Raw genomic sequence first — 12,472 nt, 5'->3', positions numbered from 1 at the left:
AGCTCGTGTTGCTTGGGTAGCACCGTATATGTGGCAGGAGCAACACGCAATGGGTGTCGGGGGAGTAGCCGTTCTGTGATCAGAGGTCTCATGGCGAGGGGTGCGCTGACCGCCCACCGTCCGAAATGCCGTGGGGTGTGGAGGGCGATCGATTCCCGCCCTAGCCGTCCTCTCCGGCGAGGTGGGTGTCGAGGACGTCCTGGGCGATCTCGCGCAGCAGCCGGATCGAGTCGCGGGGGAGCTGGGCCTCGGCGCTGCCGGCACGCATCGCCGCGATGATGCGCCGGCTCAGACGGCCCGGGCCCGCCAGACGCACACGGCGCACGCCGGGGGTGTCCGAGAGGCTGACCAGGCGGGGGAGCAGGCCGACTCCCGCCCCGGCGCCGACGAGGGCGATGGCCGTGCCCCACTCCGTGGCCTCGTGGGCGATCCGCGGCGTGAGACCCGCCGCCGTGAAAGCGGTCGTGAACAGTGCGCGATAGGCGGAGCCGGGCTGGTCGGTCACCCACGGGTCGGCGACGAGCTGGTCCAGCGACACGCGCTCCTGCGCGGCGAGGGGGTGGTCCGCCGGCACCATGACGTCCAGCGGGTCGTCGAGCAGGGTGATCTTCTCGAACCGGGGATCGGCCTCGAGCAGCACCTCGCCCTGCATCGAGACGACCACCGCCACGTCGATGCGCTCGGCCACCAGCAGGTCGAAGCAGCGTGCCGGGCTCGCCTCCATCACCTGGACCTCGACGGAGGGGTGCAGGGCGCGCAGGCGGGGCAGGAGAGGGGCGATGAGGTGCGAGGCCGCGGTGGAGAAGCCGCCGATGCCGAACTGCCCCGGGACCTGACCGTCGGCGCTCGCGCTCGCGGCCCGGATCTGCTCCCACTGCGCGAACAGCGCGTCGCTGCGGCGCACCAGCTCCTTCCCCGCGGCGGTCAGGCGCAGCCCTCGGCCGTCGCGCGTGAGCAGCGTCAGGCCCAGGGACTGCTGGAACTCCCTCAGCTGCGCCGACACCGCCGAGGGGGAGTAGCCCATCAGCTCCGCGGTGGCCGCGACGGTGCCGCATCGGGCGAAGGTGCGCAGGGTGACGAGGCGAGGATCGATCATGCGGAGATTCTGCACTGCATTCGTCGATGATTCGCGCTTATCGTGCATGATCCGCGGCGCTAGCCTTCTGCGTATCCGCTGTCATCCCCCGACGATGAGGGAGAGCATGTCCACGATCGACGCACGACCCGCAGCACCCTTCGCGACAGCCGCCATCGCGCCCGAGAAGCTCTCCGAGCTCCAGGCGCTCGTCGACTCCCGTCGGCCCGGCTTCTCGCTGACGGCCCCGTTCTACACCGACAGGCAGCTGTTCGACCTCGACATGCGCGCCGTCTTCGGACGGCACTGGCTGTTCGCGGGGAGCATCGCCGAGGTGCCCGAGCCGGGCGACTACATCACCGTCGACTTCGGTCCCTATGCGCTCATCCTGCTGCACCACGACGACGGCTCCGTCAGGGCCCTGCACAACGTGTGCCGCCACCGCGGAGCCCGGGTCCTCACGGAGGACTCCGGCACGACGGGGAACCTGGTGTGCGGGTACCACTCGTGGACGTACTCCCCGGACGGAGCGCTGATCCACGCCTCCGCGCCCGGCGAGATCGACTTCGACGCCGGCTGCTTCGCGCTCAAGCGCGCGCACTGCAGGGTGGTGGGCGGCCTGATCTTCGTGTGCATCGCGGCGGAGCCGCCGGAGGACTTCAACGAGGTCGCCGAGATCTTCCGCCCGTACATCGAGCCGCACGAGCTCGGCGCGACGAAGGTCGCGTACCAGCAGCACATCGTGGAGCAGGGCAACTGGAAGCTCGTGATGGAGAACAACCGCGAGTGCTACCACTGCGACGGCCACCCCGAGCTGGCGTGCTCGCTGTTCCCCACCTGGGGCCTCACCGACGAGACGGTGCCGTCCCACCTCGCCGACGTGTGGAGCCGCAACCTCTCGGCGAGCGCCGCCCTCGAGCAGCGATGCCGTCGGTACGGGCTGCCGTTCGAGGTGGTCGAAGAGCTCGACACCCGCGTGGCCGGCATCCGCATCTCGCGCGAGCCGCTCGACGGCGAGGGGGAGTCGTTCTCGGCCGACGGCCGTCGGCTGTCGAAGAAGCTGCTGGGGGACCTGCCCGACTTCCGGCTGGGCCGCTGCTCCATGCACCTGCAGCCCAACAGCTGGTTCCACCTCCTCGGCGATCACGTCATCACCTTCGCGGCGTTCCCCCTCGACGAGGGGCGCACGCTGGTGCGCACCACCTGGCTGGTCGCCGACGACGCCGTCGAGGGCGTCGACTACGACCTCGAGGCCCTGACGCACACCTGGAAGCAGACCAACCTGCAGGACAAGGCGTTCGTCGAGCTGTGCCAGCGAGGCGCCGCCAGCCCTGCCTACGAGCCGGGCCCCTACATGAAGAGCGAGTACCAGGTCGAAGCGTTCGTGAACTGGTACATCACCCGCCTGCGGGAGGCGCTGCAGTGAGCTTCGACGTCGACGTGGACAGGGGAGCGGTGTCGCTCGCCCTGCGCACCCGTGGCCTCGAGATGCCGTGGAACCGCGTGCTCGCGGCGGTGGCGGGGCCGGCGCACGCCGCGACGGCCCTCGGCCCCTGGTACCCGGAGGAGTTCCAAGCCGAGTGCGTCGAGACCATCCCCGAGTCCCAGGACTGCACGACCTTCGTGTTCCGACGGCTCGACGGCGCGCCGCTCGCGTTCCGTGCGGGCCAGTACCTCAACATCGACTTCCCCGTGGACGGGGAGGACGCCGAGCCGGTCAGCCGCAGCTACTCGCTCTCGAGCGCCCCGACCTCTCCCTGGACCTTCGCCGTGACGGTGCGCCGCGACCCGGCAGGTCTGGTGTCGTCCTGGGCCCACGCCACCATGCGTCCGGGCATGATCCTGGACATGCTGGGCCCGGTCGGCGCGTTCCACCTGCCCGACTACGACCGCCGGGCGCGCTACCTGTTCCTCGCCGCCGGATCGGGCATCACCCCCATCATGTCGATGATCCGCACGATCCACTCCCTGCCGGGACAGGCCGACGTCTGCCTGCTGTACCACGGCTCGTCCCCGGAACGCTTCGCCTTCGTCGACGAGCTCGACTTCCTCGAGAAGGCCGACTTCCGGATCCGGGTGGCCTATTCGCTCGGCGACCGCGAGCGGCCCGAGGGGTGGGGCGCCCGCGTGGGGCGCATCTCGGCGGAGATGATCGACGCCGTCGCGCCCGACGCCAACGGTCGACAGGTGTACGCCTGCGGCCCGCAGGGATACCTCGAGCAGGTCCTCGACTGCCTGCCCGCGGTCGGCGTGGACGACACCTCGGTGTTCGTCGAGAACTTCACCGGCGACTCCGCCACACGGCGCGAGTACGCGGCAGAGCTCGCGGCCGCCACGGAGTTCGCCGAGGACCTGCAGGTCGCCGTCGAGGAGAGCGCGGAGCACCAGGGTGCGGTCCTGGACGTCTTCGACCTCGCGGCGGATCTCCCCGAGCTCGCGCACGTGGAGCCCACCGTGGCGGTCGACGCCGAGGCGAGCGCGCCCGTCCCCCGCACCCCGGACGCACCGGAGGGGGAGCGCCAGGTGGTCGGTGCCGGCGCGCTCACCATGTCCTTCGTCCGCAGCGGGCTCGACGTGCGCATCGACCCCCAGCAGAACATCCTCCAAGCGGCACGGGCCTCCGGCGTGCGCATCGGCGCCAACTGCCAGGAGGGCATGTGCGGCTCCTGCAAGATCGTGAAGCTGGAGGGCGACGTCGACATGCACCACCAGGGCGGCATCCGCGCACGCGAGATCGCCGCCGGGAAGTTCCTGCCCTGCTGCTCCACCGCCGTGACCGACCTCGTCATCGACGCCTGACCCCACGAGAGAGAGCTCCCATGAGCACCGCACCCCGCATCGTCATCATCGGCGCCGGCATCGTCGGCGCGAACCTCGCCGACGAACTCGCCCAGCGCGGCGCCACGAACACGCTCGTGCTCGAGCAGGGCCCGCTCGAGACGCCGGGCGGGTCCACCTCGCACGCCCCCGGCCTCGTCTTCTCGACGAACCCCTCGAAGTCGATGACCGCGTTCGCGCAGCAGACCATCGAGAAGTACACGCACCTGAGGGGACCGGACGGCACCGGGTCGTACCTGGCCGTCGGCGGTCTCGAGCTCGCGACCACCCCCGAGCGGCTGCAGGACCTGCATCGTCGTGCCGGCTGGAACCGCTCCTGGGGAGTCGAGGCGCAGGTGGTCGACACCGACGAATGCCGTCGACTCTTCCCGATGGTCGATCCCGAGCCCGTCCTCGGCGGCCTCTGGACGCCCGGGGACGGCCTCGCGCTCGCGATGAAGGGAACGCGCCTCGTCATCGAGCGCGCGCGGAGGGCCGGGGTCGAGTTCCGCGACCGCACCACCGTGACGGGCATCGACACCTCGGGCGGCCGCGTGCGCGCCGTGCTCGTGGGGGAGGAGCGCATCCCGGCCGACGTCGTCGTCTCCTGCGCCGGGTTCTGGGGCCCGCGGATCGGCGAGATGGCCGGGGTCGACGTGCCGCTGCTGCCGCTCGGCCACCAGTTCGCGATCACCTCGCCCGTGCCGAGCCTCCGGGGGAAGAACGAGCTGCCCAAGGGCGCCTCCGCCCCGATCCTGCGCCATCAGGACCGCGATCTCTACTACCGCGAGTGGGGCGACCGGATCGGGATCGGCTCGTACGCGCACCGCCCCATGCCCGTCGCCCTCGACGACCTGCCGCAGCACCGCGCCGAGGAGATCACCGACGAGGCGATGCCCTCGAGCCTCCCGTTCACGCCGGAGGACTTCGCGGCCGAGTGGGAGGAGTCGCAGAGGCTGCTGCCCGAGCTGCGGCAGACCTCGGTCGATCGTGCCTTCAACGGCGTCTTCTCCTTCACGCCGGACGGCGGATCGCTGGTGGGGGAGTCCGCCGGGGTCGACGGGTTCTTCATGGCCGAGGCCGTGTGGGTGACCCACTCGGTCGGCATCTCGCGGGCCCTCGCCGAGGTGATCACGACGGGATCCTCGGAGACCGACCTGTCGGGCCTCGACGTCAACCGGTTCGAGAAGATCCAGACCACGCGCGCCTACGTGGACGAGACGAGCCAGCAGAACTTCGTCGAGATCTACGACATCCTGCATCCCCGCCAGCCGCGGGTCTCGCCGCGCGACCTCCGGCTCAGCCCGTTCCACCGGCGCCAGGTGGAGCTGGGCGCCTTCTTCCTGGAAGCGCACTCCTGGGAGCGTCCGCACTGGTACGAGGCCAATGCGCACCTGCTCGAGGAGCTGCCCGCCGAGTGGGCGGCCCCGCCCCGCGACGACTGGTCGGCGCAGTTCCATTCGCCCGTCGCGGCATGCGAGGCGTGGAGGACGCGCACCGCCGTCGCGATGTACGACATGACGGCGCTGACGCGCTTCTCGGTGACGGGCCCCGGTGCCGCCGACCTGCTCGACCGTCTGACCACGTCGTCGATGCGGCGCAGGCCCGGCGCGGTCAGCTACACACTCCTGCTCGACCGGGCGGGCGGCATCACCAGTGACATCACCGTCGCGATCCTCGGCGAGAACGACTACCAGGTGGGCGCCAACGGCAGCATCGACCTCGCCTATCTCGCCCGCGAGGCCAGGCACCAATCGCAGCAGGACCCCGCGAAGTGGGTCGAGGTGCGCGACATCACGCCCGGGACGTGCTGCATCGGGCTGTGGGGCCCGCTCGCGGGCGAGGTGGCGGCCCGGCTGACGGACGAGGACCTCGGCGCCGAGGAGCTCGGCTACTTCCGCACCCGCAGCGTCACGCTGGCGGGGATCCCGGTGACCGCCATGCGGCTGTCGTACGTCGGCGAGTTCGGCTGGGAGCTGTACACCTCGGCGGACCTGGGGGAGCGGCTGTGGGACGCGATCTTCGCGACGGGGCAGGAGTACGGCATCGTCGCGGCGGGGCGCGAGGCGTTCGAGTCGCTGCGCCTGGAGAAGGGCTTCCGCTCCTTCGGGACGGACATGACCACCGAGCACGAGCCCGTCCAGGCCGGCATCGGCTTCGCGGTGAAGGCCTCGAAGACGGCGGACTTCGTGGGCAAGGACGCGCTGGCCGCGCGTGCGGCCGCTGCGACGACGCGGCTGACCTGCCTGACCTTCGACGAGCCGACGTCGATCGCACTCGGCCTCGAGCCGGTGTTCCTGCCCGGGTCCGAGTCCGCCGCCGGGTACGTCACCAGCGCCGCCTACGGCTACACGCTCGGTCGTGCGATCGCGTACGCCTGGCTGCCCGACCATCTGACGGTCGGCGACGGCGTCGAGGTCGAGTACCTCGGCAGACGCTTCGCGGCAACCGTGGCGGAGGAGCCGCTCTACGATCCCGCGATGGACAGGATCCGTCCCGAGAAGGCGGCGCAGGCGTCCGCAAGCCAGTCAGCGTGAGGGGGAGGGCAAGCAGCCCGGGCTCCTCACCCTACTTTACATAACGTGCATTATCGGCCCAGTGTTCAGAGGTGCTCAGAGCCGAGTGGCGGGTATCAGTCGGTATTCCTTTCATGAAGCGATCGAAACCTGCCACTCGATCGCGACCGGTCAGGTCTCCGAGTGTCTACGACCGGTCATGACTCCGAGCGTCGTCTCACGCCGGCATCTCGTCGCAGTGCCTGGTCTTTCGGAACCTTGTGGCAGCGAGATGTGGACGTGTTCTGACTCCGGGCAGTCGTCGGGCGCTGTCGACGCTGCGTAGGCGGTGCCCGATGCGAAGACGGCATGGAGATGGCATGCGGTGCGTCAGGGCCGTCGACCTCAGCGGTCGTCCTCGGCATCGTCCGATGTTTCGAGGACTATCCGACCGCTGTCCAGGAACTCATCCTTCGGGCTGGGGACGTCGAGACCGGCGGAGTCTGCGTCATGCGCGATCTCGATGGAGTCGACGCCTTTCTCGCCCGGGTACAGCTCGGGCAGAGACGGTGTTCCGCCCGGGCTGAGCCGTCGTCGGATCCGCTGCCACGTCTCGTTCATGCTCACTCCGTCCGAGGATCCGTCAGCACGACCGGTGCATCATTGCTGGTCACAGGCCCTGGACTGCCTATGCTCCAGCATTGGGGCCGCTCCCCCGCATTCTCGCTGTGATGTGCGCCATGCGCAACGAGGCGAGGCCGGAGAGCAAGCGCGGGATCAAGGGCGGGCAGAGCTCAGGCCTCGCCCGGCATCCTTCCGGTGTCGGCGCCGCTCCCCCGGCCCGCCATGACGAAGAACGCACCGGAGATCAGCACGCCGCAGACCATCGCGATCGCCATCGGCAGCGAGGAGTGCGTGCCCGCGACGCCCACGAGAGGCGCCGCGATCGAGGCCGAGAACGAGAAGCCGAGCCCCAGCATCGCCGAGCCCGTGCCCGCGAACTCGCGCGCCTGGTCCGAGGCGAGCGCGCCGCCGTTGCCGAAGATCATGCCCTGCGGCGCGACGGTGAAGAAGAACGCCGGCAGCACGATCCATGCCGGGGTGTCCAGGAACAGGCTCCCGATCAGCAGCGCGAAGCTCGCCAGCGACACGACGATCAGGCCCACGCGGATGAGCCTGCGCGGATGGATGGTGCGGGTCAGCCGCGCCGAGAGCAGCGACATCGCCATCATGCCCATCGAGTTGATCGCGAAGCTCACCGAGTACTCGCTCGAGGAGAACCCCAGCATCTCCTGCACCACGAAGGACGACGCGGAGACGTACGCCATCAGCGCGAAGGCGGAGAACGCGTTGACCAGCATGTAGGCGACGAAGATCCGTCGGCCCAGCAGGGTGCGGCAGTTGCGCAGGAAGGTGCGGAAGCCGCCCGAGTGGCGCCGGGAGACCGGCAGCGACTCGGGGATCAGGAAGAGCACGCCGAGCAGCGAGATCAGCGACATCACCGCGATGACCACGAAGATCTCGCGCCACTGGCCGAACACCAGGATGATCCCGCCCAGCAGCGGGGCGACGATCGGGGCGACGCCGCCCACGCCCTGCATGATGTTCATGATCCGGAACAGCTCCGGGCCGTCGGTCATGTCGATCAGCACCGCGCGGCCCAGCACCATGCCGAAGCCGCCGCCGATCCCCTGCAGCACGCGCAGCACCAGCAGCACCTCGACCGAGGGCGCCAGGGCGCAGCCGATCGAGGCGAGCAGGCACAGGATGATCCCGATCAGCAGCGGGCCGCGCCGCCCCATGCGGTCCGAGAGCGGCCCGGCGACGATCTGCCCGCTCGCGGTGCCGAGGAAGAACGCGGTGATCGTCAGCTGCATCCGCGAGGCGGTGGTGCCGAGCTCCCCCGCGACCTCCGGGAAGGCGGGGATGTACATGTCGGTCGCGAGCGGGCCGATCGCGCTCAGCGTGGTCAGCACGACGATCACCATCACGGTGACCTTGGAGCGGGTGCGGCTCAGCTGCTCCTCGTCGGGCAGGTGCGCGAGCTCGTGGTCGGCCGGATCCTCGAGGACGGGGATCGCGCCGGTGATGGTGGGGATCGATCCGGTGACGGTGGGGACGGAACCGGTGGAGGTGGGGACCGGGCCGGTGGAGGTGGTCGGCTCGGGGCGGGGGTCCTGGGCGGGATCCTCGCGGGGGATGTCGTCGGCGGCGGGGGCCACGGTGCTCCTTCAGGGGATCGGCAGACGACGAGCCGGGAGGAGATCACAGGGATCCCGCCCGGCTCGATCGCACCATCCTAGGGACGCTGTGACCTCTCGTACAGCCACACCAGGCCGACGGCCACGAGATCCACGGCCATGATCGCGAGCATGACCGGCCCGCCCATCCCCACGCTGCGGTCGATGACGATGCCGCCGCCTCCGGCGAACAGCGCGCCGACGACCATCATGATCAGGTTGTTCATCACGTGGAAGGCGATCGGCGCCTCGAGGCCGTGGCTGATCACGGCCATCGCCGCCATGCACAGACCGAAGACCGCGTAGTAGCTCAGCAGCCACGGATCCACCGACATGTGCACGAGGCCGAAGACGATGCTGGAGGCGATCATGCCGAGGACGAGCGCGGGCCTGACCGCTCGGATCCAGGAGGCGAACAGCGGCATCATCGCGCCGCGGAACATGAGCTCCTCCCCCGCCGCCTGCAGCGGGGTGGTCAGCAGCGCGACCAGGACCAGCCCGATCGTGGTCGAGGTGATCGCGAACTGCCCGATCCCCGCGGCCGACGGGTCGATCAGGGCGGTGAGGGCGAGCGCCGCGCCGACGAGCGCCGAGAACGCCCCGGCGTAGACGATCCCGCGGCGCAGGCTGGCCCGTCGCGGGGAGGCGATCAGCGAGCGCCAGGGCACGCGGGCCGCCAGCGCCGTCACCAGGACCGCGAGCGGTCCCATCGCGGCGAGGCTGAGGTTCATCACCGCCATCATCAGTGGGCTGATCGAGACGTCCATCGGGTCGCGGCCGAAGGCCGCCACCTCCACGAGGACGACGATCAGCGTCAGCACGGTCTGGAGCACGACCATCGCCACGAGCAGGCCGGGGATGACCAGCAGCGGCTTCCACCAGGCCAGGCGCAGGTGCGCGCCGAAGGGGCGCTCCGGGTCGAGTCCGGTGCGCGGTGCGGCGTCGTGGCGGGATGCGAGCTCCGCCTCAGGTGCGCGGGGCGGTGCGATGGCGCCGGCCGACGAGGCCGCGCTCGTGGGGTCAGGGGGCAGGGGCGAGGAGGTGTTCGTCGTGGTCATGGGAACACCCTCCCCGCCCTCGCACCGTCGAGGAAGTGCCGCTTCGTCGGCGGCGGCGCCGACCTTCGTCAGGCGGGAGGGCGTCGGCCTCGACGTTCGTCGGCCGGGCGGACGCCGAGGGTCGATCAGCGCGCGTCGGCTCCCTGCTCCGCCAGTCGGCGCTGATAGGTGGGGTCCGTGCGCTTCAGCCAGCGGATCACCGCGGAGGTCACAGGGATCATCGCGTACTGGACGAGCACCTTGTAGAGCACGCCGAGCACGGTGTACTCCAGGTACTGCTCGAAGGTGGTGATGCCGATCGCGACCGAGGCGATCGCGCAGAAGATGATGGTGTCCACCAGCTCGCCGAGGCCGCTCGAGGTGAACAGGCGCGCGATCAGGCCCCGCTCCCCCATCCGGCGCTTCATGCGGGAGACGACCAGGGAGTTCAGGGTCTGCCCGGCGAGGAAGCCGGCGAGGCCCGCGAGCACGACGATCCAGACCGGCCCGAGCGCGAGCTCGAGGGCCTCCTGCTTGGCGAGGCCGTACTCGTCGGGGAAGGGCGGCAGCGCGATGATCACCTGGTAGCTGAGCGAGGCGAGGATGCTCACGGCGAAGGAGGTGAGGATGGCGCGGCGGGCGCTGCGGGGGCCGTACAGCTCGGTGACGATGTCGCCGAGCACGTAGGCGAGGGGGAAGAGGAAGAAGCCGCCGTCGGTGATGATCTCGAACCCGGTGCCGGGCACGTCGCCGAAGCTGACGCCCTTGGCGGCTCCGATGCCGGAGAGGATCACGACCGTGACCATGGAGGCCAGGAGGATGTCGAAGTGGGAGGAGCCCCGGTCGGCGTAGACGGCGCCGGCCGGGCGTCCAGACGGCGGGGCGGGGGCGGTGCGGTTCTGTTCAGCAGTCACCGGGGAAGGGTACACAGCACGGCGCTGCCCCGGCCGGTCACGGGACCGGCCGGGGCGGCGCAGGGGCCGACGGGGACTCGCCGTGAGGCGAGGGCGTCGGCGGTGTCAGATGCCGGCGGCGTCGTAGTCCGCGTCAGCGACGAAGCTCTCGAACTGGCTCTCGCCGCCGTACCAGAGGTTGGAGTCGCCGGCGAAGGGGCCGGAGTCGGAGTACTGCCACAGCTCCCAGCCCCACCATCGGCCCGGGAGGGTGCTGGGGCGGGAGGAGCTGTAGGAGGCGAGGAAGAGAGGCGAGTTCGTCGGGGTCCAGTCCCCCACCACGTCATTCCACCAGTGCAGGTTGGTGTAGATCACCGGGCGGCGCCCGGCCTGGTCGCGGTAGCGGATCGAGAAGGCGGAGATCCAGTCCCGCATCTCCTGCTGGCCGAGCCCGTAGTTCCGCGGGAGACCGGAGTAGGCCTCGAAGTCGACCATGCCCGGCAGGGTGATCCCGTCGCCGGTCCAGCCGCCGCCGTTGTTCAGGAAGAAGTCCACCTGCTCCTCGGGGCCGCCGGAGTCGGGGCGGGCGAAGTGGTAGCCGCCGCGCACGAGCCCGGCGCCGCCGGCGCCGGTGTACTGGTGGGAGAAGGCGGGGCTGCGGTAGGAGCGGCCCTCGGTGGCCTTGACGTAGGCGAAGCGGGAGCCGGCCGCGGCCTGGGCGGCCCAGTCGACCTCCCCCTGCCAGCCGGAGACGTCCTGGCCGTAGATGCCGGCGGCCTGCGCGGCGGGTGCGGCGAGGGCGGCGGTGCCGGTGCCGAGCGCCATGGCGCCGAGGGCTCCGCCGCGCAGCACGCTGCGGCGGGAGGCTCCCGAGGCGGGGTCGGCGGCCTCGGCCGGAGGGGCGAGATGGCGGGGACGGTAGGACGACATGGGGAAGCTCCTGGGGAAGGGGACAGCTGCACTGCGAGGAAGAGTGCGACGGGGATCACACCGCGTCCACCGTAGAGGGGTCCCCAGGATCGCGCCACCGCCCGCTCCTGTTCCGGCGTGTCGCGGCGAAACGGGCGGACGGTGCGCAGTGCCGCGAAGCGGTCAGTCCGACTTCGGGGCGATGAAGGCCCGCAGGGTGCCCAGGATCGTGGTCGCCGCGAGCTGGGTGACGTCCCGTCCTTCCAGCTGCTCGCGCACGAGCAGGTCGATGAAGATGCCCATCAGCAGCTGGGCGAGGTCCTCGACGGGCAGCAGCGCCCGCTCCCCCGAGGCCTCCAGGCGTGTGGCCAGGAGTGCCCCGATCTGGTTCCGCATCCGCTCCCGCTGCTCGGCGAGCTCCGCGCGGAGGGCCTCGTCCCGCAGGGAGCGGGCGATCGCGTCGGAGTACAGCAGGTACCACTGGCGGCCGAAGGGGCGGATCCCCTCGAACACCGCGAGCATCACCTGCGCGTCGTCGGCCTCGAGGATCGAGCAGCTCTCGTCGGCCTCGACGTCCGCGACCGCGCTCTCCACGGAGCTGTTCGCGATTGCCATGAGCTCGGCGGTCACCTCGTCGAACAGGGCGATGAACACCTCCTCCTTGCTCGAGAAGCTCGAGTAGAAGGCGCCGCGCGTGAAGCCGGCCGCCTTCACCAGGTCGTCGACGGTCGCGCCGTCGATGCCCTTCTCGACGAAGACGTCCAGCGAGGCGCGCACGAGCTTGGCGCGGGTGTTCTCCTTGCGTCGCGTGCCCGCGGACTCGGGCAGCGGCTCGAACAGATCGGTCATGGCTCCTCGGTTGCGCGACTGAGAGGCGCCTCACGCGGTGACGCCGTTTGAAGGGGGTGCGGCGGGACCGATAGTATCCCATCGATACATCTTCGTATCGAATTCGCGGACGTCTCGAGCAGGGGTCCGTCGTCGCCCTCGTGCCGAGCTCGTCCTG

The 12,472-nt window shown here is 70.5% G+C and carries 10 protein-coding genes; 3 read left to right on the top strand and 7 right to left on the bottom strand.

The features are described 5' to 3' along the window. Positions 1-160: 160 nt before the first annotated feature. Entirely contained in the window at positions 161-1,096 is a 936-nt protein-coding gene (locus A4A78_RS15890) for a LysR family transcriptional regulator (protein WP_062950931.1), read from the bottom strand. A gap of 106 nt (positions 1,097-1,202) precedes the next feature. Between A4A78_RS15890 and A4A78_RS15885 the strand changes: the two genes are divergently transcribed. Genes A4A78_RS15885 through A4A78_RS15875 form a run of 3 tightly spaced genes read left to right on the top strand, consistent with a single transcriptional unit; the run spans position 1,203 to position 6,429 of the window. Continuing rightward, positions 1,203-2,501 (top strand): SRPBCC family protein, encoded by a 1,299-nt coding sequence (locus A4A78_RS15885; RefSeq protein WP_062950929.1) that lies wholly within the window; start codon positions 1,203-1,205, stop codon positions 2,499-2,501. Beyond that, a complete protein-coding gene (locus A4A78_RS15880) occupies positions 2,498-3,874 on the top strand; it encodes a flavin reductase family protein (RefSeq protein ID WP_197466697.1) in 1,377 nt (458 codons plus the stop codon). Before A4A78_RS15885 ends, A4A78_RS15880 begins: the two co-directional genes overlap by 4 nt. 20 nt (positions 3,875-3,894) lie before the next feature. Then, positions 3,895-6,429 (top strand): FAD-dependent oxidoreductase, encoded by a 2,535-nt coding sequence (locus A4A78_RS15875; RefSeq protein ID WP_062950927.1) that lies wholly within the window; start codon positions 3,895-3,897, stop codon positions 6,427-6,429. 363 nt (positions 6,430-6,792) lie between these two features. On the opposite strand, the gene A4A78_RS15870 is transcribed toward A4A78_RS15875, so the two are convergent. From A4A78_RS15870 to A4A78_RS15845, 6 genes are all read right to left on the bottom strand, one after another. After that, positions 6,793-7,008 carry a hypothetical protein gene (locus A4A78_RS15870; protein ID WP_062950925.1) on the bottom strand — a complete coding sequence of 72 codons (216 nt, stop codon included), beginning with the start codon at positions 7,006-7,008 and terminating at the stop codon, positions 6,793-6,795. A gap of 173 nt (positions 7,009-7,181) precedes the next feature. Beyond that, entirely contained in the window at positions 7,182-8,609 is a 1,428-nt protein-coding gene (locus A4A78_RS15865) for a multidrug effflux MFS transporter (RefSeq protein ID WP_062950924.1), read from the bottom strand. Between the two features lie 77 nt (positions 8,610-8,686). Continuing rightward, positions 8,687-9,685 (bottom strand): CPBP family intramembrane glutamic endopeptidase, encoded by a 999-nt coding sequence (locus A4A78_RS15860; RefSeq protein ID WP_062950923.1) that lies wholly within the window; start codon positions 9,683-9,685, stop codon positions 8,687-8,689. Positions 9,686-9,810: 125 nt separating this feature from the next. Then, entirely contained in the window at positions 9,811-10,578 is a 768-nt protein-coding gene (locus tag A4A78_RS15855; protein ID WP_062950922.1) for a queuosine precursor transporter, read from the bottom strand. A gap of 105 nt (positions 10,579-10,683) precedes the next feature. Further along, positions 10,684-11,487 (bottom strand): GH25 family lysozyme, encoded by an 804-nt coding sequence (locus A4A78_RS15850; RefSeq protein ID WP_062950921.1) that lies wholly within the window; start codon positions 11,485-11,487, stop codon positions 10,684-10,686. Positions 11,488-11,649: 162 nt separating this feature from the next. Next, positions 11,650-12,315 carry a TetR/AcrR family transcriptional regulator gene (locus tag A4A78_RS15845; protein ID WP_062950920.1) on the bottom strand — a complete coding sequence of 222 codons (666 nt, stop codon included), beginning with the start codon at positions 12,313-12,315 and terminating at the stop codon, positions 11,650-11,652. Positions 12,316-12,472: the final 157 nt, after the last annotated feature.

Source organism: Brachybacterium sp. sponge, from assembly GCF_001613775.1.
Classification (GTDB): Bacteria; Actinomycetota; Actinomycetes; order Actinomycetales; family Dermabacteraceae; genus Brachybacterium; species Brachybacterium conglomeratum.
The sequence above is the reverse complement of the archived record's forward strand: the minus strand, read 5'-3'. Positions and strand labels throughout refer to the sequence as shown.